A 24,119-nucleotide genomic window follows, 5' to 3' on the forward strand; every position below is an offset into this window, starting at 1 on the left:
GAGATCTCCAGATTTCAAAAGTGACGGATCTTAAGCTGGCTCGTGCATTGCGATCGGTTCTTGCAGAGCTGCAACCGCAGTCTTGAACTCATCCGGCACCGGATAGGTCGCCTGCTTTTCGTAATCAAACATCACGTGAGTGGAAGCTGCATTGGCAACCACACGGCCATCTGCATCACCAAGACGCATTTCATGCTGCATCTCAAAGCTCTTGCCGCCAAACTTTGTCACGCGGCTCAGCACAACCAGATGGTCGCCGTAAAGAGCCTGAGAAACGTAGTCACAGGAGGTCTTCACCATGATGTGCGGCAGCTTTTCAGACTTAGGCAGCTTGAGCAGGTCATGCATGTATTCCAGGTAGGCGGACTGCATGTAATCATAGTAGATCGGGCTGCTCACATGGCCCATTGAATCTGTATCGCGGTAGCGGATGTCGATTGGTGTTTCATAAGCTTTCTGTGTCATGAAATTCCCTCCTGTTGGGGTTTTGAAAATCATTGGTGAATGAAGGCTGGGTATGTGTTGCGGCCTGCAATGGGCCGTGAATGGTGAAGCCCATAGGCACGGGGCCGTGCTTTGTCAGGACAGTCAGTGAAAACTCGTTGGCGGAGCACAGCGTGGTGATGCAGCCATCAGCCTCGCCTTTGGCGCACACAGCTGCGGCTTGCGCATTGCTGGTGACGTATTTGCGCTCAATAGATGCCGGAATCAGTTTTTCCGGCGCCGGATGTGTTGCGCAAAGGGCGGGCGTTTTGCCGGTAGATGAGGCCAGCACCATGTTGTCGGTGTTCATGATGAACACGTCCATCAATTTCAGTTGGCCGATGTGCTCATAAATAATCGAATGGAGATGTGGGTAGGCGACGACACTCAACAGAACGGATTTGCGGCATTTGGCAACGGCTTCCGCTGCAATTTCCATGGTTGGGTGAAGAAAGACCTCGGCGTTCTGGCAATGGCGCTTGACCCAGGTCAGAGCTGCCCTTTCGCAGTTCGTTCCAGTCGGCCCCAAGGTGTGAACTTGCCGGACCCAATCAAAGGACAGTGGGGCTGTTCCTTTGGCCAAATAGTCCGAGGCTTCAATATGTGCATCCATAAATTCTCTGATCCTTCACTTGGGAAGAAAGACTGAAAAATGCCGATGCAGGATTTGCGCGAGGCGCACCCCCTGACAAACTGCGTGGCTTGTCGTTGTTCTTATGCATGGCAGAGCGGGAGCACGCGCAGACTCGAATGAATCTCCGTTTGCCCTGCCGGGTTTGAGGTGAATTTTAGTTCCTCGCGTCCAGTAATATTTTTTCGTGTGACCCTATGGAGCCGGAAAGGTTTGCTTTGAACAAGCTGAAAAAACTGATGGCTTCCCTCAGGATAGATGAGGAATGCCTCAGCGGAAGTTATTGCTTGTAAATTATTGATAATACAGGGGCTTGCCTAAAAAGAAGGCACCGCAAAATTTGCGATGCCTTCTGAAGGGGTTAGTTATTTGGAGCTGCGTGAAATATCTGTGGCGCTAGGCCGCGACAGCTTCGCTCACAGCTTTGCGACCCATGTAATCATGAAGATCCAACATGCGTTCGAACCACAAATTGACGGGGTCACTCGGAGCAAGAATTGGATCTGGGCAGCACACTTTGCACCACTGCAAGGTCCCGAACAGAACATAATCTGCATGCATCGCTCTCTCACCGCCGAACCAATCCTGGTTGGTGAGCAGGTCGCGCACAGGGTTCAACTTCTCCGGCAAGGTGCTCAGTTCGGTGTCTCGCCCTGCGTAGACATCTTCGAGCGATTTTCCGAACCGTTTTTCGCGGGCAGGCCGGAAGTAGGCGCGGTCGGCATCGCTCATGATGTTGTACATATCCATCACGGCAATCACCGCCAATGTCGGGTGGAGGACGGTTTTGCAGTAGCTTTCCACAAAGTGGGAAAGCTGGAGACCACCAGGGCCATCAAACAGGCTAGGCGCATCCTGATAGGTCTCTTCCAAATATTCGGCGATCTCAAAACTGTCGCCTAAAAGAGTGCCTTGGTCGTTGAGAACCGGAACGCTGGTGAAGGATCCATCTTCAATTTTAGAAATGTCGCCAAAGGAAACGGGCTTCAGTTCAAAATCGAGCCCTTTGTGCTTCAGGGACATCATAATTTTCCAGACATGCGGGGAGTAGTGCTGCCCTGAGGCTCCGCTGAGGCTGTAAAGAAGTCTTTGCATATGGCTTCTCCCGATGAGAATAAAACAATGGGTTTGTGTTAAAAAGTTCCTCAGTATTCCGGATTGTTTTTGTCTTTAACGCCAACTGGACAGAGCAGCCATCCGCCCAACTGGAAAGCAGGATGCAGCGGACTCCAGCTCATGGCTGAGCTGGAGTCTTGCAAATCTGGTTTTTTTGAAAGTGTCAGGAGGCGATCAGCGCCGCCCCAAGTGTTCGGTCGTCTTCAAACGAGAGGCTCGTGCAGTTGTCTGTCGCCAAAATGGAGCGAACTGCTGCAATCACCGGGTCTTCTATCCGACAGGACAGGTGCGCAAACAACACGCGGGCTGATTTTTGCACCTGAGAGAGCAAGACGATATCACCCTGGTTCTCTTGAGGGTTGGTTGAGTTGGCATGAACGAGCCCGATACCAACACCGCTGGCAATTAAGGCCCGTGTAACCCCCTCGTCATCCACATTGATCACCCGTTTGGGTCTGATGCCGTGCGTGTCCAGAAGGTCCCTTGCAACACGCCCGCAACAGGAGTCGCCACTTGGGTAGATCCACGGCACGCTTTCAAGTGCCTTCCAGTTCACCTCAGCCGCAACGGGCACAAGATCCGCAGGGGCTGCGAGATAAACGCAGAAATTGGAGATCTCCAAGGTAGACAGTCCGGCGTCATCCTCACCTGTTTCCGTGTAAAATCCGGCATCGAGGCTGCCATTGCGAATGCCTTCCAGCACCTTCACAGAGGGGCGGTGTTGCAGCTCAACTTCAACCTCGGGGAACTCCTGAGACATAGCCGCAAGCAGATTGCTCACAACGCCTGTGCTGGAGTTGCGGCCAGCGCCGAGGGTCAGGCTACCGGCAAGACTGCCGCGCAAGCGGGATGCTTCTTCCAGAAATTTCTGGTGCCGATCCAGCAATTGATGTGCTTCCGTGAGGAGGCGTTGCCCGTCGGGTGTAACAGCCATTCCACGCGGTGTGCGTTGAAAGAGCGTTAATCCCAATGTCTCTTCCATATTTTTGATATGCGCACTGACAGCTGGCTGACTGCGAAAGAGCAATTCTGAAGCTTTGGTTATGCTGCCTTCGCGCGCGACCGTCACGAAGGTTTTGAGTTGATGAATGTCCATCCTTTTCCTTCCAATAAGAAAAGAGTTTCTTGAACGTATTCGGCTCTGAAAAGGACAATAACTATGCTCAGCCGTTGGCTTTGGGCTAGTGTGCTGGCACCCGGTTAACGGGTATGCCCTGCTATCACCCTACGATATCTCTGCAGTCAGACCAAGTCTACTTTCGAAGGCCTGTCCTTCTGAGAGATGCATGTCCGGTCATGTTGCCGGGCCGGACGCTGCGCTCCTGAAATCCTTGTGATAGCGATGTTTGATTCCGCCGCGATAAGTAAATTATTTTGAGGGTTCGATGAATAATTTGATTGCTCGTCATCATATAAGTAGTTTGTTTCCGTGGTTTGGTTTAGTGATTTTAATTTTGTTATATTTATTGATGTGAGAATTTGTTTTCATGAATATAGGAATTATATTTATTTGATATGACAATACATAATCAATTAATATTGTATAGTTCTAAAGTGAATTATTGATAATCACTTAGAGTTAGAATTTTGTTTGCTTGACGATGTTTTGAGCAGATGGGGCAAAAGATGATTACTTCCTTGGCACATTGACGGGAACCGTGAGGGCGAGCTGACAATGTGTCGGGAGCATGAGTGTCAGCTTGACTATCTTATCCAGTTGGTTTTGGGGGCAAGTTGCTTAGCGAATTTGCATCTGAGTCATCTCGTTGCTCAGCCAATTGATGAAATCCCAAACCGGGGCTGAGGGGATAGATGTTTCTGGCAAGACAAACTGAAAAGCACGCTGGCAAGGGAGCGTCTCAGCAAACGGCTCTACAAGCGTGCCTGCATTCAATGCATCTATGACATAGAGGTCTCTGAGAATAGCAAAGCCACGTCCGGCAATAGCGCTTTGCAGGATAAGATCCGTGTTGTTGAAGGTGAGCTGCTGCACCATCTGGCCGGAAAAGTCGGGCCAACTGGCTTCCAGATACTTCTGCCAGTGGAAGGCGTCGTCTTCATGAATGAAATCAGCTTTGGCAAAGAGCTCAACTGGCGCTGAATGCGGTGCTAGAGGCTCTCCTGCGATGGTCTTCAGGTAGTTTGGTGAGCACACCACACGCATCCGCTCTTGCGGCAGGGGAATAAGTGGGGACGCGCCGAGATCGCCCTCAGGCTTGGGCAGCAAGCGCAGCGCCACATCGAGCTTTTCTTCCGCAAAATCAACGAAGCGATTGGCTGCACTGATCCGGATCGCCACGTGCGGGTGCAAAGCGGAGAACTGGGCCAGACGCGGCACCAGCATAATGGAGGCGAGAGAGGGCGCAATGCCAATTGTGAGCTGCTTTCGTGCGGTCTGGCTGGCGAGGAGGTATGAGAGGTTCTCTATACCATTGTTGATTGCTGAGACTTCCGAAAGGATATCCTGAACCAGCTCCGTCTGCTCCAGATTGCGGCCGTTCATACGGAACAGTTTGACGTCCCAACGCTCTTCTAACTGTTTGATATGATAGGATATAGTAGGTTGTGAGACGTTCAGTTCCCTTGCGGCAGCGGAGATGGATTTGTGCCGTGCAACCGCAGCGAGTGCGCGTAATTCCTGAAGGGTGGGGACGAAACGTCGAGAGATAGCCATGAGTGATGTATAGAGTTTTTCTATACATGGATCAATCAGACTGATTTGTCTTGCTCTGACCCGTACTTATAAACTGCCCAAAACTTTGAGAAATATCCGTCATAATGACGAATTTGGGGGGTTGGGATGTTTAAAAATACCGGAAAAGCTATCTTGGGGGCTGCATTATTTGTCTCTGCAAGCGTTGTTGGCATGAGCGCACAGGCGGGAGAGGCTCTGGATGCGATCATGAAGAGCAAGACGTTGCTCGTAGGCTCTAACTCAGATTATCGCCCGAACGCGTTTATGGGAGACGACAACCAACTGCAGGGCTTTGACATTGACGTTTCCAAAGAGATCGCAAAGCGTCTTGGTGTTGAGGTGCAGTTTGTAACGCCGGGTTGGGAAATCATGACTGCGGGCCGCTGGTCTGGCAGATGGCATATGGTTGTCGGGTCCATGACCCCAACAAAAGCCCGCGCACAAGTGCTGGATTTCCCTGCCGTGTACTACTACACCCCGGCAGCTTTTGCGGTTCACAAAAACTCCAAGGCAACATCGCTTAAGGATCTGGACGGCAAGGTGATCGGCGTTGTGGGCTCGTCCACCTACCACAAGTACCTGGAGCACAAGCTTGAGATTGATGCGGTCGGCGCACCAGCGTTCGAATACGCTGTGACGCCGGGTGAAATCAAACTTTACAGCGATATCAACGAGTTTGACGAGCTGTCCCTGGGCGATGGCGTGCGTCTTGACGCATTGGCGCAGTCCGTTCCTGTTATTCAGCAGGCGATGAAGAAGGGCCTGCCGATCAAACAGCTGGGTGATCCGATCTTTTATGAGCCGCTGGCGATTGCGATTGATAAAGGCGACAAGGAGCTCAGCGACAAGCTGGCTTCCATTGTTGAGGACATGAAGAGTGACGGCACTTTGACCAAGCTCTCCGTGAAATGGCACGGCGCGGACCTCGTGAGCGTAAAGTAAGATCATGGTCACACTCACCAATGGCGCTTTCAGGCAGGGTCCGGCCCGCCTGAAAGCAGCAGCAACGCTCGGATCACTGGCCTTTGTGATCGCGTTTTATCTCGCGTTCAATCAAGGCGTGATCGGATCATTCCTTCGCCCTGCGATGAGTGAAGAAACACTTGCCAGCTGGTGGGGGCGTTTTTCTGTATCCATGGTGATTTTCCTGCTGGCGTCAGGGCTGGGGTTTCTCATCCTCAGCCTGTCCCGGCGCGCTCAGCTAATCACTGTGTGGCTTCTGCTTGCTGCAAGTGCTTTCGGGTTCTTCCTGAGCTTTGAGCTGAGTTTTGAGTTTATCGGGCGCAAACTGCCCTTCCTGATAACGACAGGGGCGTTCACCACGCTCTATGTCTCTGCCATTGCGATCACATTGGCCTTCATCTTTGCCTTGCTGGGCGCCACTGCAAAGCTCTCTGGCATTGGTGTGGTTGAAGGTGTCGGGGCATTTTACACCTCGTACTTTCGCGGCGTGCCGTTGCTGGTGCAGCTCTTTTTGATCTATCTCGGCCTGCCGCAGATTGGCTATGTCATTTCGCCCGTTCCAGCAGCAATCATCGCGCTGTCGCTGGTGTATGGGGCGTACATGACCGAGATTTTCCGCTCTGGCATCCAGTCGATTTCGCTAGGGCAATGGGAAGCTGCGGATGCGTTGGGCCTGCCGCGTTTGTTGACGTTTAGAAAAGTCATTCTGCCCCAAGCCATGCGGGTTATTGTGCCGCCAACGGGCAACCAGTTCATCGCGATGCTCAAGGATTCCTCGCTGGTTTCCGTCGTCGGCGTCTGGGACATCATGTTCATTGCACGAACGCAGGGACGATCTGACTTCAAGATTCTGGAGATGCTGATCACCGCTTCCATCATCTACTGGGTCATGTCGGTCATGCTGGAATTTGTGCAACAGCGAATTGAGACGCATTACGCAAAATCGCTGAAGCGATAATTATTCTTCCATTGATTTTGAGCGCATAGGTGCGCCACGAGTTTTCGTGCCCTGAAGGGATACGCTTATGACAAGCAATACTGGCAAAACCACGCCGCAGAGCGTGGCTGCTGATAAAAGAACCATTGTCGGAATTTTGGCTAATTCCTCGCAAGAAGCTGGTCTTGGAACGCAAACCATTGATGATAAGTACCTGACAGCTGCATTGCAGGCTGTTGGAGCAATCCCTCTCATCATCCCGACACTTCTGAAGGAAGCTGAACTGGCTCATGTGCTGTCTTTGGTTGACGGGCTTATTCTGACAGGCGATGCCTCCAACATTCAGCCAGCCTATTACAACAATGACGGCACCTCTGAGAGCCATGGCCCTTTTGATGATAAACGCGACACTGCCGCGTTTGCGTTGATCCGTGCCGCTTTTGAAAAAGACCTGCCGCTGCTGGGAATCTGCCGCGGCATGCAGGAAATGAACGTGGCTTTTGGCGGCACAATCCGAAACGACTTATATGCGAACCATGAGTTTTCGCTGCACCACCCCATCGACTACAAGCTGCCACCAATACAAAGATACGGGGCAGCCCATCAACTTATCCTTGAAGAGACTGGCCTATTGACCACTATCCTTGGCGAAGGCGTCCATCAGGTAAATTCTCTGCACGAACAAGCGGTTGAGAGGCTTGGTGAAGGGCTTGTGCTTGACGCCCTTTCTGAGGATGGCGTGATTGAAGCCTTTCACCACCCAGACAAAGCGTTCTTCCTTGGCGTTCAGTGGCATGCGGAGTTTGAAGCGGTGAGCAACCCTGTCTCCACTCGCATTTTTGCAGCCTTCTGTGCGGCAATGCAAAGCTATGAGAATGTGAAGGTGCCTCTTTAATTCCTCACAATTCAAAGAGCATTGCAGCTATTTACCTAGGAAAATTCGAACCAATCTCAACTAAGTGTCCTCTGATTATTCAATGGTTCCGCTGAGTGGTTGAGACAGGGTTGTATCATTGTGAAAAGGTTCATTGATGAATGGAAAGGCTATTTTGGAGACCTCCCTCCCTATAGCCATTACCTCCGTGATGTACTGCCCGAAAGGTGGGTCAGGTTCCATGCACTACCGGATACAAGACGATACGCAGAAACGCCGGAAGAAGCTGCAATTGTCTTTAACAGAGGCAGGGTACTGGCCAATCGGATTTTAAAGGAGGGGCAGAATTGCCTCTTCATCTCGTATTTCCCGAATTTCGATAAGTATCCTCTCCCTTACAGTCACAAGCTTCTTGATCAGTTTCGTCTGAAGTACTGGTTCAAATGGAAGTATGAGGATGACCCATGGGGCGAAGAGGAAACCATAGGCTTTTACGGCAATGAGGTGCGCTGGTTTCCTGAGGTCTATCGCGAAGCCCTTAAAGATGCAGCACAGGATGAAGAGCGTTTTTTACTCATGAACCGGGAAACATCACGCATATTTGCGCCTTATGACGGCGGCTTCGATTGCTTCATGCAAAATGCAGAAGAAGTTGCCCGCCTTAAATGTGAGTTTGCAGAGTGGCTTCCTCCATGCTGATGTTGCGAAGCCAAAAAATCTCACACTGAGTAATAAAGCGTCATCCTGAATTGACCATCTCCAACAACTGGTATGCTTGGGCAGGCGGAGTTTGGCCAAAGCGGAACTTGACGAACTGCCGTTAAGGTGTTCACAGTCCAGCTATGATTTCTGCAGTAATATTTGATCTTGATGAAACGCTTTTTGCTCGCACGTCTTCATTGAAGGCGTTCGCAGAAGACCAGTTAAACAACCAGTACCCGAACGTGTTCCCGACTCCTTCTCATGTCGTGGCTCGTTTGTTGGAGCTCGACAATCGCGGGAAGTCGTCAAAATATAAAGTGTACCAAACGCTATTCAAAGAGTTTGGAATAGACGACCAAAATCTCGCAGCTGAGTTATACGATCACTACATGCGAAACGCATGGCGATTTGCGATGCCGTTTGAGGGGCTTAACGAGGCGTTTAGTGAAATCAGGGCCTTGGGTGCAAAAATCGGAATTGTCACTAACGGAAGGACCGACATACAGTTGAGGTCTCTTCTGGCTCTAAATTTGGACCGGCTCGCCGACGACTACATTATCTCAGAGGCGGTTGGGTTGCGAAAACCAGATGCGAAGATTTTTCAACTTGCAGCTGGAAATCTATCAGTGCGGACCGAGGATTGCGTCTTTGTTGGCGACTCTCCAACGGCTGATGTTTCCGGGGCCCAAACAGTTGGAATGAAATCCGTTTGGTTTCCAAATGGGGCTATCTGGCCCACAGATCTTCCCACACGAGCTGATGCAGAAATTCAGTCTTTGTCAGAGTTAAGTGGAGTATTGAAGGCTTTTTGAATATCGGCTTGGGTCTTTCGGCATACCGAACAGGCGATTTTGGCTGTTCGGAGGCTTTTGAGTATGAAAGTTTATTACTTTCTCATAGCAGGCCTGATCTATAGTGTTGCGCAAGGGACCGCGCGATATAGGGGACTGGACATATGAAGTTTATTGAAGCCGGGGTGCTGAACGTCGCCTATATGGATGTTGGGCCGAAATCAGGTGTTCCAGCTGTTCTGCTTCATGGCTTTCCGTATGATGTGCGCAGCTATGACGAAGTCTCCGTCATTCTCGCCAATCGCGGTTTTCGATGCATCATCCCTTACTTGCGTGGCTACGGGCCAACCCAATATCTGTCTCCTCAAACGCCGCGCTCCGGTCAGCAAGGCGCATTGGCCTTTGATCTGCGGTCACTGATGGTGGCTTTGGAGCTGCCGCAGGCGATTGTTGCGGGCTATGACTGGGGTGGCCGTGCGGCTTGTATCGCCGCAGCCCTCTGGCCGGAAAAGGTGAGGGGGCTCGTGAGTGGCGGGGTGGCCTACAACATCCAGAACATCCCCGCAGCTTACCGACCTGCCTCGCCTGAGGAGGAGCAACTCTGGTGGTATCAGTACTATTTCCAGAGTGAACGTGGCCGCAATGGTCTGACTGAGAACCGCGAAGATCTGACAAAAATGCTCTGGCAGCAATGGTCACCCACCTGGGAGTTTTCTCGCCGAACCTTCCGCGAAACCGCCGAGAGCTTTGACAATCCTGATTTCGTTGAGACTGTAATCCACTCCTACAGACACCGTTTTGGGCTGGTTGAGGGAGATCCCGCTTTTGAGAAGATCGAGGTTCTGCTCACCGCACAGCCGAAGATCAATGTACCAGCCATTGCATTGCTTGGTGCCAATGATGGCGTAAGCCCACCGCGGCACAGCAAAGGGCACGAAACAAACTTCAACGGATATTATGAGGCGCGTCTCGTCGAGGGTACAGGACATAACCTGCCGCAAGAAAACCCTGAGGCCTTTGCCGCAGCGATTATTGAAATTGCTGACAAAACAGAATAGTCAGCTGCGTTCTCGTGGTGGGGAGAGAGGGATGGACCTCTCTCCAATCGCTGGATTAAGCGGCTGATAAGGTCAGCGCGTCCAGCTCTTCAAACGGCAAACCAACATACTCTTCTGCCAGCGCTCTTTGCTGGGTCTCGTTTTGCAGCAGCAGCTCATAGCTGTTCTGCTGGATTTTGGCATCGAACCCGTTCATGTCCGGGAAGACGTGCATCAACTGCGTCATCCGCCACGAGAAATTTTCAGAGCTCCACACACGGCGCAAAGCCAGCTCGGAATAACGCTCCAGATGAGTGGAGTGATTGCTCTTGATCTGTTCAATCAATCCGCGTGAGAGATAGAACACATCAGAGGCTGCCAGATTGAGCCCCTTCGCTCCGGTTGGTGGCACAATGTGAGCAGCATCGCCTGCGAGGAACATACGTCCGTATTGCATTGGCTCAGCCACGAAGCTGCGGAGTGGCGCGATGGATTTTTCAATAGAGGGTCCGGTGACGATATCTGACGCCACATCCGCAGGGAAACGGGCGATCAGCTCTTCCCAGAACCGCTCATCGGACCAATCCATAACACTGTCTGTCAGCGGGCACTGAATGTAGTAGCGGCTCAGCAGACGGTTTCGCTGCGAAGCAAGTGCAAAGCCACGCTCATGATAGGCATAGACCAAATCCGGCAGGGGCGGCACTTCTGCCATGATGCCAAGCCAGCCAAACGGATAAGCCCGCTCATAGGTGCGTAAAATGTCGTCAGGAATGGTCTTGCGGCTGACACCATGGAAGCCATCGCAGCCAGCAATGTAGTCACAGTCCAGATGACAGGTCTGCCCGTCCTTCACGTAGGTCACAGAAGGCTTGTCAGAGGTCACATCATGAAGGGTCACATCAGTGGCTTCGTTGATGATGTTGCCGCCAGCGCGTTCGCGGGCGTCATACAGGTCTTCGGTGATGTCGGTCTGGCCGTAGACCATCATCTCCTTACCAGTCCATTTGTGCGTATCAATGAAATGACTTTCAAAGCCCTGCCGCGTAATCCATGAGCCTTTTTTGCTCTTACCATTCTTATCCATACGCTCCGCAAGGCCATAATCGCGAAGCAGCTGAACTGTGCCGGTCTCTAAAAGACCAGCACGAATGCGGGAGAGAACATAGTCTTTGCTGCGCTGTTCCAGGACAACGCTGTCCACGCCGTTTTCGCTCAGGATGTGAGAGAGTAATAAACCAGCAGGACCGCCGCCGATAATCGCAACCTGAGTACGATCTCTATGGTGGGTCATGAAAATTCCTTAGGTTCAAAACATCTGGCAGATCGCGGCAATGGGGTATGCGCTAAGTCAGAAGTAAAATGGATTGCGAATACACGTTTGAATGGTGTTCAGTGTTGCTGTTTATGATTGATATGTAAAATTGATTTATAGGCAGAAATTATAGCGAAATTGCTATCAGAGCGCTTTGATCCATTCGGTTGTCTCAGCAATCAATGCGGCCAAGACAACCTGTTGCTTAGCGTTTAGGAAAGGACTCTGGGCAGCCAAAGGGTTAGCGCTGGGAAGCTCACCAGAATTGCGACACGCACCAGCTCCGCGCCAAAGAACGGCGCAACACCTTTGAAGGTTTGGATCATCGGCGTGTCTTTTGCCAAAGCAGAAATCACGAAGACATTCATGCCCACTGGCGGTGTAATCAGCCCAAGCTCAACGACAATCAGCGCCAGAATACCGAACCAGATTTTCAGATCCTCAGTGCTCATACCATACCCGGCACCGTCAGCGCCCTGATACATGCCGCCGTTCAGCTCCATAAGCACAGGCCAGAAGAACGGGATGACCAGCAACATCATGGACATGCTGTCCATCAAACAACCAAGCGCAATGAGTGCCAACAGGATCAGCAGCATCACCGTCATCGGTTCCAGACCGGAGCCTGCAATCCACGCTGCTGTCTCCTGCGGCAATCCAATGCGGGACATGAAGATCTTGAGCAGCTCCGCACCCAGCAGGATCAGATAGATCATGCCAGAAGTCGCTGCCGTCTCCTTCAGCGCTTCGATCATATCGCTGAGGGACAGATTGCGCTGGAGCAGTCCAAACAGCATGACGAGAAACACACCCACAGCAGCTGCTGGTGTTGGATTGTAGAAGCCGAAATAGATGCCGCCGATGACAAGTCCGAAAACGGTCAGTACAGGCAGCACGCCGAGAGAGGCTGCGAGGAACTCTTCTCGGGTTCCGGCACCACCTGCCGGACCAGATGAGGGACTGACGAAAACGTAGAGCGCGATCACCGCGAGGAACAAAAGAACGGCCAAAATACCCGGAATAAACGCAGCAACGAACATAGTAACGATGTTCGCCTCCACGATTACCGCATAGATGATCAAAACGACGCTTGGAGGGATGAGAATGCCCAGAACTCCGCCAGCCGCGAGTGTTCCGGTCGCTAAAGCGCCTGAATAATTATAACGCTTCAGCTCCGGCAAAGCGACTTTGCCCATGGTGGAGGCGGTTGCGAGTGATGATCCGCAAACAGCGCCAAACCCGGCACAGGAGGCAATCGCGGCCATGGCCGTGCCACCCTTCATCCAGCCAAGCCATGCGTTTGCTGCTCTGAACAGGGATTGGCTCAAGCCGGTTTTCGAGGCGAGCGCACCCATCAGAATAAACAGCGGAATGACAGAGAGATCGTAAATGGCGAACTGGCCATATGCCAATGTTTTCAACTGACTAAGCAGTAGCATTGGGCCGTTGACAAGTGCAATTCCAACGCCGCCGACAAGGATCATCGCGTAGGCAATCGGGATACGGATGACAATGAGGAACACCAAAATGGCGAGGGCTCCAAAGCCCATGAAAAGACTTTCCGCCATCAGGTTCTCCGAGTCAGATCTCTGGTGTTTTCACTCAGCGTTATGATTGCCCCAATGCTCAACAGAAAAAGCGAAATCAAAACAGGCACATACGCATACCAAACAGGGATCTGCAAAATTGCGGTGGTGTAATCGTATTCTCTTTGGTCAGACATACCATGGTACATCCGCCACAACAGCAGCAACCCAAACCCAAACGCAATCAGCGATGCGATCAACGCCAGAAACGCTTTCAAACGAGGGCCAGCCTTACTGGTGAAAATGTCCGCTGTGACATTGGCATCGGTGATCTGACAGAAGGGCAGGAAGGAAAAGACTGCGATAGCAACGCCGATCTCAGTGAGCTCGAAATCCCCGGGAAAGGGAGCTGCCCATATGTTGCCAAGGGTGGAGTAGATGTTTATCGCGACCACCGCCAGCAGAACCACTCCGCCGGTAAGTGCCCATGCTACAATAAGTTTTTCGAATGCACCGGCAATGCCGGTGCGTCCGAGTTTTTGAAAGGCGCCCATAGCTACTCGCTGTGCTTGGAAATCAATGCCTGTGCTTTTGCAACAATCGCGTGGCCATCAATGCCTTTTTTGGCGACTTCTGAGGTCCATTTGTCAACGACCGGAGCCAGAGCTTCTCTAAAGACAGCTGTTTCTTCTTCAGAAAGAGTGATGTGTTTGTTGCCTGACTTTACAGCGAGGCCGATGCCAAAGTCATCTGTCGCACGCCAAACTTCACCAACCTTTGCCCACCATTCAGGACCAGATGCATCACGGAAAGCCTTCTGAATGTCTTCAGGCAACCCTTCCCAGCGCTCTTTGTTCATAGAAACCTGGAAGACAGAAGTACCAAAGCGCGCTTTGCCAGCACCTTCGATTTGATACTCAGTCTGTTCCTGAATTTTCAGCGGTGGAATGATTTCCCAAGGAATAAACGCCGCATCAATCACGCCTTTTTGCAGAGCTGTTGGCAGCTCAGGGACCGGCATTGCTGCAGGAGAGGCGCCAAGCGCTTCAATCACCCATGCACCGGTGCGCGATGGCGTACGAATGCGCATACCTGCCATATCAGCTGGGCTGCGGACTTCCTTGTCACGTGTGTGAAGGCCTGCACCTGCATGCACGTGCAGGAACATGACTTCTAAGCCCTTGTATTCAACTTCAAGATCGCTCTTGAACATGTCGTAAAGTGCAAGGTTTGCCGCGCGTGGATCATCCAGGAATACGAACGGAAGTTCCATCACTTCAGTGCGTGGAAACAATCCCGGTGTGTAACCGTTCAGGGTCCAGACAAGATCAACAACGCCGTCACGAACCTGGTTCACCAGCTCTGGCGGGCGACCGCCAAGTGACATGGACGGGTAGATCTGGATTTTGACCTGGCCGCCGGAATTCTCTTCAACGGCCTTCGCCCATGGTTCCAGCATCTTGGTCTGCGCTGGCGCTTTGGGGCTTAGAAAGTGGTGGAGCTTAAATGTGTATTCTGCTGCGCCTGCCATGGAAACACTGGCAAGCAAAAGTGCTGTAGAAGCGCAGAAGCCTTTGAAATTACCAAACATAAGTATGTGACCCTCCTGAAGAATGGTCGAAACCAAACAAGCCTTCCTGATCCTGCTACTTGGGGCAGTCTCATCTCCCTAAGGCCGTCAAATTCTTAATCACGATCCGGATGATCCGCCAAGGGAATTCTTAGGAATCACCACTGTGAAATCGGAGAATTACATATACTTTTCAAAATGAATAATGAAAAATACCGTGCTTCTCATGCCGTATTGGGTATCAATATGCACCCTGAATTCGCTTTGACTTAGTGAGCTGAAGCGCGAACTTCCTCCTGCTCGCTCAATCCCATAATAATCTCGGCAAAGCACTGGGCTGCCGTATCCAGCGTTTCGCCAGCGCGCATGTTGAGGCCGACAGAGCCGACCGTCGCACGGGTATCAATCGGCAACTCCACGAACTGGCCGCTTTCAATCTCACGCGCAATCACACCGCGCGAAATGATCCAGATCGCGTTGTATTCCTGTGTGAAGGCTCTGCCGAATGAATCTGAGACTGTTTCGATTGCCTGCTCTGGTTCAGGAATGCCGTGTTCAATGAAAAGCCGATCGACGAACGGGCGAATAATTGAGGCTGCAGAAGGGATTAGCACCGGATGAGCATCCAGCTCATTCACGCTGATCTGCGGTTTTCCTGCGAGGGGATGGTTCTTGTCGACGGCAAAAACGACACGCTCGCGATAATGCGGTTCGAACACCAATCCCTGCATGTTCTCCGGTGCTGGCAGGCGGCCCATAACAAGATCCAGCTCACCATTTCTCAGTTGATCAAGCAGGACGTGATTTTCTCCGGTTACGATGTGAAGACGGTTTCGCAACCCTGTATCAAGGAAAGCCTTAACGGCCTGCGGAATGAGCGATGCAGCCACTGTTGGCAGAGCGCCAATGCGGACCATCGGGCCGTCGCTATAGTTGAGCTGAGATAATGCATTGATGCCGTTACGGGCAGCGGCAAGACTGGTGCCTGCATGACGCAGAAATACCTCACCGTAATGGGTGATGCGGATTCCGCGCCCATCTTTTTCAATCAGAGGCTGCCCGCATATTTCTTCCAGTTCGCGAATAGTACGGGTGACGGCTGGCTGGGTGAGATGAAGCACCTCCGCAGCGCGGCTCACGCTGTTTTGGCGAGACACTTCCACAAATGCTTCTAAATGCCTGAGCTTTAATCTGCGTAAGTTATTCATAACAATCTCAATATGATTAGTCTGGATAATATCATTATTCATTTTGAAACAGACATGCAATTGATCCGTTTAGGGGGATGCGCATGCACTTCATAGAATTAAACTCTACAACGCTTCACTTCAGTAAGACCAATTCAGAGTCAGCAGCACCAGCGCTTGTTCTGATTAATTCATTGGGAACGGACTTTCGCATTTGGGATGAATTTCTGGTTCATCTCGGGCATCAAGGCGAAGTTCTGACCTATGATAAACGTGGGCATGGTCTTTCTAGTGTTGGCGATGAGCGGTATTCGATTGACTTGCATATGCGTGACCTTGCTGCGCTCATGGACAGCCAGTCCATCAAGAATGCAGTGATTTGCGGTGTATCTGTAGGGGGCATGATCGCAATGGCACTGCAGGCTGCCCGGCCTGATCTGGTGAGCGGGCTGATCCTGTGTGACACCGCACCGCGCATCGGTGACGCACAGACGTGGCAAGAGCGTATCAACGCAATTGAGGCCAACGGGATGGAGGGGATCGCTGATACAGTGATGTCTCGTTGGTTCTCATCGGGCTTTCAGGCAAAATGGCCAGAAGCAGTTGCAGGATATCGGAATCTTTTGTGCCGAACACCTTTGGACGGATATATCGGTACATGTGCAGCTATTCGGGACGCTGATCTGACCTGTCAGGCCGCACAGATTGACGTGCCTGTTCTCTGCGTTGCTGGTGAGGACGACCAGTCTACACCGCCAGAACTGGTTGAGGAGATGGCATGCCTCATTCCGAATGCTAAATATGAGCGGGTGGGAAACTGCGGACATCTGCCAAGTCTGGAGCAACCTGAGTATCTGGCGCATCTTGTTCGGCAGGCGATTTCTCGTTGGCCAAACAGGGTTGACCAGCGTGAACTGCGGCAAAGCGAAATTTACAAACAAGGCATGCAGACACGACGTAGGGTGTTGGGAGACACTCACGTGAATGCTGCTGAGGTTCAAAAGAGCAGTTTTGACGCGCCTTTTCAGGAGCTTATCACTGAAGCGGCTTGGGGGCATGTGTGGTCCCGGCACAACTGGACATTGCGAGAACGGTCCATTGTAACTATTGCGCTTCTCGCAGCGTTAGGGCACCTAGATGAGGTGGCCATGCATGTGCGGGCTGCAAGAAACACCGGGGCAACACGGGAAGATATAAGCGAAGCTCTGCTGCACACGGCAATTTATGCCGGTGTGCCAGCCGCAAACAGCGCCATCAAAGTCGTCAAAAACGTTTTCGCGCAGCTTGATGCGTCAGGGGAGTGAGATGAGCAAGCCAACGACCAATGCTGGTCCGTTCTTTCCACGAGACCGGAACTGGCATCCTCCGGCATTGTCGCCTAACTACAAAACGAGCGTGTTGCGGTCTCCGCAAAAGGCGCTTCTGTCTCTCGGAAATACAATCAGCGAAACCACCGGACCAGTCTTCGGCCACAACATGCTGGGTGAGCTGGATCACGATTTGGTGCAGAATTATACCAAACCGGGTGAAAGTGCGCAGGGAGAGCGCATCATCGTCCATGGCCACGTTCTGGATGAAGAAGCCAGACCAGTTCCGAATGCGCTGGTAGAAGTTTGGCAGGCCAACGCTGGTGGCCGCTACCGTCATAAAAAAGATGACTATCTTGCGCCGCTTGACCCGAATTTCGGCGGATGTGGTCGCGTCATCACGGATGAGAATGGATACTATGCTTTTCGCACCGTTCGTCCCGGCCCGTATCCGTGGCCAAACGGAGTGAATGACTGGCGCCCGTCCCATATCCATTTTTCGCTTTTTGGCTCCGGTTTTGCGCAGCGCCTGATCACGCAGATGTATTTTGAGGGCGACCCTCATATTCCGCTGTGTCCGATTGTGAGGACGATCAATGATCCGGCTGCGATTGAGATGCTGGTTGCCAAACTGGACATGAACCATTCTGTGCCAATGGACGCCCGCGCTTACCGCTTTGATATCGTCCTGCGTGGCCACCGCTCAACCATGTTTGAGAACCGTATGGAGGGCAATTGATATGACAAAGCTGGAGTATCTGAAAGAAAGCCCAAGCCAGACGGCAGGTCCGTACGTTCATATCGGCTGTACACCGAACTTCATCGGCAACACCGGGATCTTCAAGGAAGACCTTGGCGCACGCATGGTGAATGAGCAAACCAAAGGCCAGCGCATCACGATCAAAGGCCGTGTGTTTGATGGAACCGGAACACCTTTGAAAGACGCCATGCTGGAAATCTGGCAGGCGGATAGCGAAGGTCTGTTCAACAGTCCGTCGGAGACGCGCGGCGAAGCTGACCCCAACTTCACCGGATGGGGACGCCAGCCGGTCAATCTGGATAGTGGCGAGTTCTGCTTTGAAACTGTGAAGCCGGGTTCTGTTCCGTTTCCGGATGGCAGGCCGCAAGCGCCACATATCAACTTCTGGATCGTTGCGCGTGGGATTAACCTTGGTCTGAATACGCGCATGTACTTTCCGGAAGAGGAAGAAGCCAATGCAGCTGATCCAGTGCTTGGTCGTGTTGAACATCGCGTGCGCGTTTCAACGCTGATCGCGAAGCAATCCGGCGATACCTACACCTTTGACATTTACATTCAGGGTGATAACGAAACCGTCTTCTTTGATATCTGATTGATAAATATGGCTGAATTTCTGTCTTTAAAAGATGCGGTCAAGAAATACCTCAAAAGCGGCAACACTGCCGCTTTTGAGGGTTTTACGCATCTCATTCCCCACGCCGCTGCCCATGAAGTCATTCGGCAAGGCATTGATGAACTCACTGTCATCCGCATGACGCCTGATCTTATTTATGATCAGCTCATCGGCATGGGACTGGTCAGGAAATTGATCTTCTCCTACGCAGGTAATCCAGGTGTTGGGTTGTTGCGGCGCGTTCGTGACTCAATCGAAAACAGCTGGCCGCGGTCCATCGAGATTGAAGAGCATTCCCATGCCGCTCTTGCCAATGCTTATGAAGCAGGAGCTGCTGGCCTGCCATGCGCTGTGTTTCGCGGTTATATGGGCACAGAGCTTCAGCGCGTAAATCCGAATATCAAGAAAATCAATTGCCCCTTTACAGGGGAAGAATTGGCCGCTGTTCCATCCATTCGACCCGACGTGGCTTTCATCCACGCTCTTAAAGCAGACCGCAAAGGCAATGTGCTGATCGAAGGAATTGTGGGTGTCCAGAAGGAGGCTGTGCTGGCCGCCAAGCATTCCATTGTGACGGTTGAGGAAGTGGTTGATGAACTGGATACGCATATGAACGCGTGCATCCTGCCACACTGGACCGTCTCCGCTATTTGCGAAGTACGCGGCGGGGCACATCCGTCTTATGCGCAGGGCTACTACGGCAGAGACAATAAGACGTATATCGACTGGGATCCGATCGCAGCAGATCGTGAGGCGTTTCAGGCATGGATGGAAGAACACGTGCTGAAACAGGGACCAGAGGTGTTTGCTGACCGCATCAAAGGGTTGGAGGTAACATCATGACAACACAAGATTTTACCCCGGATGAGATGATGGCCATTGCGGCATCCCGTGCTTTGAGCAACACGGATGTCTGCTTCGTGGGCATTGGTCCGCCATCAGCAGCCTGCAACATAGCACGATTGACCCATGCGCCTGATATTACGCTGATTTATGAGAGTGGAACGATTGGCACAGCGCCGGACGTTCTGCCGCTTTCCATTGGTGATGGCGAACTCTGTGATACAGCGCTTACGACAGTCTCAGTAACCGAGATGTTCCGCTATTGGCTACAAGGCGGCAAGATCACTGTCGGTTTTCTGGGGGCAGCGCAGATTGATCGTTTCGCCAACATCAACACCACTGTTGTGGGAGATTACGACAATCCAACGGTAAGATTACCGGGTGGTGGTGGAGCGCCTGAGATCTCTTCGTCCTCTCAGGAAATTTACATCACCATGAAGCAAAGCAAGCGTGGTTTTGTAGAGAAACTGGACTTTTTCACCTCCTTTGGACACGGAGAAGGAGGAGATCATCGCAGTCGCATGGGCATCACCACAAAAGGCCCAACCCTGCTGATTACGGACCTTGCTATCTGGAAGCCTGATCCTGTTACCAAAGAGATGACGGTGGTCTCGCTTCATCCGGGTACGACCAAAGAACGGGTGCAACAAACCGTGTCTTGGGCTGTACGTTTCAGTGATGATTTGCAGGAAACCCCTGCGCCGACTGAGGAGGAACTGTCTGTTCTGCGCGCATTAAAAGCGCGAACAGCGGCGGCGCATGCGGGTAACAGAGTGGAGACGGCCTGATGTCTGAGGCATATATTTGCGATTATATTAGAACACCGATTGGTCGTTATGGGGGCGCGCTGTCTTCTGTTCGGGCGGACGATCTTGGCGCATTGCCAATTAAAGCGTTGATGGAGCGGAACCCTTCAGTTGATTGGGAAGCCGTTGATGAAGTGTATTACGGCTGTGCCAATCAGGCTGGTGAAGACAACCGCAACGTGGCTCGCATGGTCGCGCTGCTGGCAGGTTTGCCCGAGGCTGTGCCTGGGACAACGCTGAACCGTTTGTGCGGTTCTGGTATGGATGCTGTCATTGCGGCGTCTCGTGCCATCAAGACAGGTGAATGCGATCTTGTGATTGCTGGCGGTGTGGAATCCATGTCCCGCGCGCCCTTTGTGATGCCAAAGGCAACCACACCTTTTTCTCGCGCTAACGAAGTGTTCGACACCACCATTGGCTGGCGCTTTGTGAACCCTAAGATGAAGAAGCAGTTCGGTATCGACAGTATGCCTGAGACTGGCGAAAACGTTGCTGAAGACTTTGGCGTTTCTCGCGCAGATCAGGATGCTTTTGCTGCGGGCTCACAGGCAAAGGCAGCTGCTGCGCAAGAAATTGGCCGCCTCGCCAAGGAGATCATCGAAGTTGTAATCCCGCAGCGCAAAGGCGACCCAATCATTGTGTCCGCTGATGAGCATCCACGAGCAGGGACGACAGCAGAGAAACTTGCAAAGTTACCGACACCATTCCGTGAAAATGGCAGCGTAACTGCTGGCAATGCCTCAGGTGTGAACGATGGTGCTGCAGCGCTGATTGTTGCCTCTGCTGAAGCGGTCAAGAAATATGGTCTGACTCCGATTGCGCGTGTGCTTGGCGGTGCCACCGCTGGTGTTGCGCCGCGGATTATGGGCATTGGCCCTGCACCTGCAGCGCAAAAACTTTGCACGCGCTTAAACTTGCAACCTTCTGATTTTGACGTCATTGAGCTCAATGAAGCCTTTGCAAGTCAAGGGATTGCAGTTCTGCGCGAACTGGGGTTGGATGCAGGTGCAGCTCATATCAACCCGAATGGCGGCGCGATTGCATTGGGCCATCCACTGGGAATGTCCGGTGCACGCATCACCGGAACGGCTGCTTTGGAACTGAGCCTGCAAGGCAAAAAGCGTGCACTGGCCACCATGTGTATTGGTGTCGGTCAGGGCATCGCGATCGCGCTGGAAAGGGACTAATGTGAGTGTGAGCCTCTTCACCAACCCTATGTGGAGTGGATTGTTTGGAGATGAGGACGTGCAACGCGCCTTCGCTCTGGAAACAACTCTGGATCACTATCTGGCTTATGAAGTGGCTCTCACCAAGGCCTTGTTCGCACATTCTCTCGTTTCAGCCGAAGCAAAAGACGCTGTGCTTGCTGGCTGCAAAGGGTTTGCACCTGATATCACGCGGATCAAGGCAGGCGTCGCAAAAGATGGCCTGCCAATCCCGGCTTTCATCAAGCAACTTCGCATGCGCGTTGGCGAGCCGTACGCTGCTGAATGCCACAAAACATCCACCAGTCAGGATGTGATGGACACTGCACTAGCGTTAGCTCTGCGAAAAACCTCGCAGGTTTTACAAAAGCGCTTGTCTGCGGTCATCGCTGCGCTTGAAACCGTGAAATCAGCCAATGCTGATTATCCGCTGATGGGCAGAACACGCATGCAAGCCGCGCTGCCAATAACCGCAGGCGATCGCATTTCCACATGGATTGAGCCGCTCAAACGGCACTATCAACGGCTAAACAATGTTGCGGCTGAGGTGGCTGTACTCCAGTTTGGCGGACCTGTCGGAACCAGTCATGCTCAGGGCGAACATGCAGTTGCTATTGCTGCGCACATGGCTGCAGAGCTGGACTTAAAGGTTCCTGAGCACTCATGGCACACGCAGCGAGATAACATGGTGGACTACGCAAACGTTCTCTCCATGATCTCAGGCAGCCTTGGCAAAATTGGTACAGACATCACCTTGATGGCACAACAGGGTCTTGAGGAAATCAAACTTTCCGGTGGTGGCCGATCTTCCGCCATGGCCCACAAACACAACCCGATCAACGCTGAACTGTTGGTGACGCTTGCCCGTTACAACAGCACTCAAGTCTCTGCAATGCATAGCGCCTTAGTGCATGAGCAAGAGCGCTCAGGCTCAGCTTGGGCGTTGGAGTGGATGATCCTGCCCGGCATGTGCATTGCAACGGGTGCCGGTCTTCAGAGTGCATTAAAGCTGCTGAAACAAACAGAGTGGATTGGAACCCCCTTAAGTGATTAACTGCGCCCACCTAGTTTGAAAGGGAGAATGAGAATGTCCAGTCGCAATGAAGCTATCCAACGGGCGGAAACATACTTCGACAGCGGCGCATTCCTCACTGACCTGGCCCGATTAATCGCAATCCCGACGGAAAGCCAGGAACCCTACCAAAAACACCAGTTGATGCGTTATCTGAAAGAGGAGATGCGACCACTTCTCGAGCGTCTTGGCTTCAAAACGCACATCTTCGACAATCCGAACCCGATTGGTGGGCCTTTTCTGTTCGGTGAACGCATCGAAGACCCGAGCTTCCCCACAGTTCTGACCTATGGGCACGGAGATGTTGTACGCGGACAAGCCGGTAACTGGATGGGGGGAAGAGACCCGTTCGTTCTGGAAGAAGACGGCGAGCGCATTTACGGGCGCGGTACCGCTGACAATAAGTGCCAGCACCTCATCAACCTTCAGGCCTTGGGATGCCTCTTGCAGGAAAAGAAGCAACTTGGCTTCAACTGCAAGGTGATCATCGAGACCTCTGAGGAAACCGGCTCTGCTGGTCTGCAAGAGTTTTTCGATGAATACAAACAGATGTTGGCAGCGGATGTGCTGATCGCCTCTGACGGGCCGCGCTTGCAATCGGATACACCAACAGTTTTCACCGGTGCGCGTGGTGCGCAAACGTTCACACTGCAAGTAAACCTGCGTGATGGTGCCAACCACTCAGGTAACTGGGGTGGGTTGCTTGCTGACCCCGCGATTATTCTTGCCAATGCCATCTCCTGCATCGCGGACAAACGCGGGCAGATCCAGATTCCAAGCTGGCGCCCAACCAGCCTGACACCAGACATTAGGGAAGCTCTGAGTGATCTTCCTGTTGGCGATAGTCAAGGCCCGACCATAAACGAGAATTGGGGAGAGGAGGGGCTCACCCCTGCCGAGCGTGTGTTTGGCTGGAACTCCTTTGCCGTGCTCGCAATGAAGAGCGGCGTGCCAGAAGCACCAGTAAATGCGATTGATGGTTATGCCTTCGCAGTTTGCCAGCTGCGCTACGTCGTGGGAACAGATGTACAGGGTCTCGTCACATCCTTGCGTGCACATCTGGATGCCAATGGATTTAATAATGTCGAGATAAGACAGGAAGATCGCGGCTTCTTTCATGCAACGCGCCTTTCGCCAGACAATGCTTGGGTGCGCATGGTGATGGCGTCCTTAGAAGAAACCAGCGGCAAGGCACCCCACCTTTTGCCAAACCTCGCGGGCTCTTTGCCTAATGAGTGCTTTGCAGAAACATTGGGCCTGCCAACCGTTTGGGTTCCGCATTCTTATGCTGGTTGCTCGCAACACGCGCCCAATGAGCATATTCTCAAACCAGTTGCCCGCGATGCCATGCGGAATATGGTGGCGCTGTTTTGGGATATTTCGGAAAAAGGGGCACCTACTTAGGCTATTCAATGACGCCGCGAGGCTCATTTTGGGATAAAACCCTCATGATTTAAGGCGTTTAAGAGAAAATGGTGAGCAGGCAGTGGAGAAAACAGATTTCTTTGTAAAAAATGCATTTGCCTGCTGGACAGGAGAAATTTGGCACCCTATAAGACGCTCACCTTCGCAGGACGGGGAACAAACCGCCCTAGCAGAATGTGCCCGGATAGCTCAGTTGGTAGAGCAGCGGATTGAAAATCCGCGTGTCGGTGGTTCGAATCCGCCTCCGGGCACCACTTATCT

General features: G+C 52.2%; 24 protein-coding genes and 1 tRNA gene. 15 read left to right on the forward strand and 10 right to left on the reverse strand.

The window, feature by feature from the left end:
• Positions 1-30 precede the first annotated feature (30 nt).
• From PsWM33_RS24650 to PsWM33_RS24670, 5 genes are all read right to left on the reverse strand, one after another.
• Positions 31-465 (reverse strand): acyl-CoA thioesterase, encoded by a 435-nt coding sequence (locus PsWM33_RS24650; RefSeq protein ID WP_063301978.1) that lies wholly within the window; start codon positions 463-465, stop codon positions 31-33.
• Entirely contained in the window at positions 446-1,096 is a 651-nt protein-coding gene (locus PsWM33_RS24655; RefSeq protein ID WP_063301979.1) for a hypothetical protein, read from the reverse strand. The genes PsWM33_RS24650 and PsWM33_RS24655 overlap by 20 nt, the downstream gene beginning before the upstream one ends.
• A 414-nt stretch (positions 1,097-1,510) precedes the next feature.
• On the reverse strand, positions 1,511-2,209 hold the full coding sequence (locus tag PsWM33_RS24660; protein ID WP_063301980.1) for a glutathione S-transferase family protein: 699 nt from the start codon (positions 2,207-2,209) through the stop codon (positions 1,511-1,513).
• 184 nt (positions 2,210-2,393) lie between these two features.
• Positions 2,394-3,326: a LysR family transcriptional regulator gene (locus PsWM33_RS24665; RefSeq protein ID WP_063301981.1), complete on the reverse strand. Its 933-nt coding sequence runs from the start codon at positions 3,324-3,326 to the stop codon at positions 2,394-2,396.
• Positions 3,327-3,968: 642 nt separating this feature from the next.
• A complete protein-coding gene (locus PsWM33_RS24670; RefSeq protein ID WP_063301982.1) occupies positions 3,969-4,904 on the reverse strand; it encodes a LysR substrate-binding domain-containing protein in 936 nt (311 codons plus the stop codon).
• 126 nt (positions 4,905-5,030) lie between these two features.
• On the opposite strand from PsWM33_RS24670, the gene PsWM33_RS24675 reads away from it, so the two are divergent.
• The 6 genes from PsWM33_RS24675 (at position 5,031) to PsWM33_RS24700 (ending at position 10,250) form a co-directional block, all read left to right on the forward strand.
• On the forward strand, positions 5,031-5,867 hold the full coding sequence (locus tag PsWM33_RS24675; protein WP_063296161.1) for a transporter substrate-binding domain-containing protein: 837 nt from the start codon (positions 5,031-5,033) through the stop codon (positions 5,865-5,867).
• Positions 5,868-5,871: 4 nt separating this feature from the next.
• On the forward strand, positions 5,872-6,846 hold the full coding sequence (locus PsWM33_RS24680; protein ID WP_063301983.1) for an amino acid ABC transporter permease: 975 nt from the start codon (positions 5,872-5,874) through the stop codon (positions 6,844-6,846).
• Between the two features lie 67 nt (positions 6,847-6,913).
• Positions 6,914-7,720 (forward strand): gamma-glutamyl-gamma-aminobutyrate hydrolase family protein, encoded by an 807-nt coding sequence (locus tag PsWM33_RS24685; RefSeq protein WP_063301984.1) that lies wholly within the window; start codon positions 6,914-6,916, stop codon positions 7,718-7,720.
• Positions 7,721-7,840: 120 nt separating this feature from the next.
• Positions 7,841-8,398, forward strand: a complete 558-nt coding sequence (locus PsWM33_RS24690; RefSeq protein ID WP_057461494.1) for a DUF3885 domain-containing protein — start codon at positions 7,841-7,843, stop codon at positions 8,396-8,398.
• A gap of 143 nt (positions 8,399-8,541) precedes the next feature.
• Positions 8,542-9,213: an HAD family hydrolase gene (locus PsWM33_RS24695; RefSeq protein WP_063301985.1), complete on the forward strand. Its 672-nt coding sequence runs from the start codon at positions 8,542-8,544 to the stop codon at positions 9,211-9,213.
• A gap of 143 nt (positions 9,214-9,356) precedes the next feature.
• A complete protein-coding gene (locus PsWM33_RS24700; protein WP_063301986.1) occupies positions 9,357-10,250 on the forward strand; it encodes an alpha/beta fold hydrolase in 894 nt (297 codons plus the stop codon).
• Positions 10,251-10,305: 55 nt separating this feature from the next.
• Here PsWM33_RS24700 and pobA read toward each other — a convergent pair whose 3' ends face one another.
• From pobA to pcaQ, 5 genes are all read right to left on the reverse strand, one after another.
• Positions 10,306-11,523 carry a 4-hydroxybenzoate 3-monooxygenase gene (gene pobA, locus PsWM33_RS24705; RefSeq protein ID WP_063301987.1) on the reverse strand — a complete coding sequence of 406 codons (1,218 nt, stop codon included), beginning with the start codon at positions 11,521-11,523 and terminating at the stop codon, positions 10,306-10,308.
• Between the two features lie 233 nt (positions 11,524-11,756).
• Positions 11,757-13,112: a TRAP transporter large permease gene (locus PsWM33_RS24710; protein ID WP_063301988.1), complete on the reverse strand. Its 1,356-nt coding sequence runs from the start codon at positions 13,110-13,112 to the stop codon at positions 11,757-11,759.
• The gene (locus PsWM33_RS24715; RefSeq protein WP_057461489.1) at positions 13,112-13,624 is read right to left on the reverse strand and encodes a TRAP transporter small permease; all 513 of its coding nucleotides are present in this window, start codon (positions 13,622-13,624) and stop codon (positions 13,112-13,114) included. Before PsWM33_RS24715 ends, PsWM33_RS24710 begins: the two co-directional genes overlap by 1 nt.
• Positions 13,625-13,626: 2 nt before the next feature.
• Positions 13,627-14,661, reverse strand: a complete 1,035-nt coding sequence (locus PsWM33_RS24720; RefSeq protein WP_063301989.1) for a TRAP transporter substrate-binding protein — start codon at positions 14,659-14,661, stop codon at positions 13,627-13,629.
• 248 nt (positions 14,662-14,909) lie between these two features.
• Positions 14,910-15,848, reverse strand: coding sequence for a pca operon transcription factor PcaQ (gene pcaQ, locus PsWM33_RS24725; protein ID WP_208994738.1), 939 nt, complete (start codon positions 15,846-15,848; stop codon positions 14,910-14,912).
• Positions 15,849-15,931: 83 nt separating this feature from the next.
• Between pcaQ and pcaDC the strand changes: the two genes are divergently transcribed.
• The 9 genes from pcaDC (at position 15,932) to PsWM33_RS24770 (ending at position 24,112) form a co-directional block, all read left to right on the forward strand.
• Positions 15,932-17,131, forward strand: a complete 1,200-nt coding sequence (pcaDC, locus tag PsWM33_RS28810; RefSeq protein ID WP_063301990.1) for a bifunctional 3-oxoadipate enol-lactonase/4-carboxymuconolactone decarboxylase PcaDC — start codon at positions 15,932-15,934, stop codon at positions 17,129-17,131.
• Positions 17,115-17,873: a protocatechuate 3,4-dioxygenase subunit beta gene (gene pcaH / locus PsWM33_RS24735; RefSeq protein WP_063301991.1), complete on the forward strand. Its 759-nt coding sequence runs from the start codon at positions 17,115-17,117 to the stop codon at positions 17,871-17,873. Before pcaDC ends, pcaH begins: the two co-directional genes overlap by 17 nt.
• 1 nt (position 17,874) lies before the next feature.
• Positions 17,875-18,486 (forward strand): protocatechuate 3,4-dioxygenase subunit alpha, encoded by a 612-nt coding sequence (gene pcaG / locus PsWM33_RS24740; protein WP_063301992.1) that lies wholly within the window; start codon positions 17,875-17,877, stop codon positions 18,484-18,486.
• 9 nt (positions 18,487-18,495) lie between these two features.
• On the forward strand, positions 18,496-19,350 hold the full coding sequence (locus PsWM33_RS24745) for a CoA transferase subunit A (protein WP_063302004.1): 855 nt from the start codon (positions 18,496-18,498) through the stop codon (positions 19,348-19,350).
• The gene (locus PsWM33_RS24750; RefSeq protein WP_063301993.1) at positions 19,347-20,138 is read left to right on the forward strand and encodes a CoA-transferase subunit beta; all 792 of its coding nucleotides are present in this window, start codon (positions 19,347-19,349) and stop codon (positions 20,136-20,138) included. The genes PsWM33_RS24745 and PsWM33_RS24750 overlap by 4 nt, the downstream gene beginning before the upstream one ends.
• Positions 20,138-21,343 carry a 3-oxoadipyl-CoA thiolase gene (pcaF, locus tag PsWM33_RS24755; protein WP_063301994.1) on the forward strand — a complete coding sequence of 402 codons (1,206 nt, stop codon included), beginning with the start codon at positions 20,138-20,140 and terminating at the stop codon, positions 21,341-21,343. Before PsWM33_RS24750 ends, pcaF begins: the two co-directional genes overlap by 1 nt.
• A 1-nt stretch (position 21,344) precedes the next feature.
• Entirely contained in the window at positions 21,345-22,415 is a 1,071-nt protein-coding gene (locus tag PsWM33_RS24760; RefSeq protein WP_063301995.1) for a 3-carboxy-cis,cis-muconate cycloisomerase, read from the forward strand.
• 33 nt (positions 22,416-22,448) lie between these two features.
• Positions 22,449-23,837 (forward strand): M20 family metallopeptidase, encoded by a 1,389-nt coding sequence (locus tag PsWM33_RS24765; RefSeq protein ID WP_063301996.1) that lies wholly within the window; start codon positions 22,449-22,451, stop codon positions 23,835-23,837.
• 199 nt (positions 23,838-24,036) lie between these two features.
• Positions 24,037-24,112: transfer RNA gene (locus PsWM33_RS24770), tRNA-Phe, on the forward strand.
• The last annotated feature ends 7 nt before the right edge of the window (positions 24,113-24,119 follow it).

The organism is Pseudovibrio sp. WM33 (genome assembly GCF_001623165.1).
In the GTDB taxonomy this organism is placed as follows: domain Bacteria; phylum Pseudomonadota; class Alphaproteobacteria; order Rhizobiales; family Stappiaceae; genus Pseudovibrio.